This is a genomic window from Psychrobacter sp. PP-21 (assembly GCF_033790785.1).
Taxonomy (GTDB): Bacteria; Pseudomonadota; Gammaproteobacteria; order Pseudomonadales; family Moraxellaceae; genus Psychrobacter.
In genome coordinates this window covers 1-460 of the sequence record NZ_JAMYEB010000080.1, presented here as the reverse complement: position 1 = coordinate 460, position 460 = coordinate 1, and the positions used below count along the sequence as shown (strand labels likewise).

Genomic DNA, 460 nt, shown 5'->3' with positions numbered 1-460 from the left:
CGACAAGGATCTCGTCCAGCCGACGGTGACGGATGCGCTCAACAACACCGTGATCACGCGCCTGCGTGCACAATATCTCGACCTCGCCGCGCAATATGCCGACTGGTCGAGCCGTTACGGCAAGACCCACCAGGCGGCCATCAACCTCGCCAACCGCATGGAAGAGCTGCGCAAGGCGATCGCCGACGAAGTGCGCCGTATCGCGGACGCCTATCGCAGCGAGTACGAGATCGCCAAGAGCCGCGAGACGGCGCTCGAGGAAAATCTGAAGAATCTTGTGACCCAGGCCGGCAGCACCAGCCAGGCGCAGGTCAAGCTGCGCGACCTCGAGAGCGCGGCCGACACCTATCGCAACCTCTACAACAACTTCCTCGAAAAGCTCCAGAACGCGACGCAAAATCAGAGCTTCCCGATCAGCGAGGCGCGCATCATCAGCACGGCGGTCAAGCCGGACAAGAAG

1 pseudogene is annotated in these 460 nt (G+C 62.0%); it reads left to right on the top strand.

What is annotated here, in order from left to right:
• Nucleotides 1–460 (top strand): annotated as a pseudogene (locus NJD71_RS13650) (hypothetical protein); the annotation flags it as partial.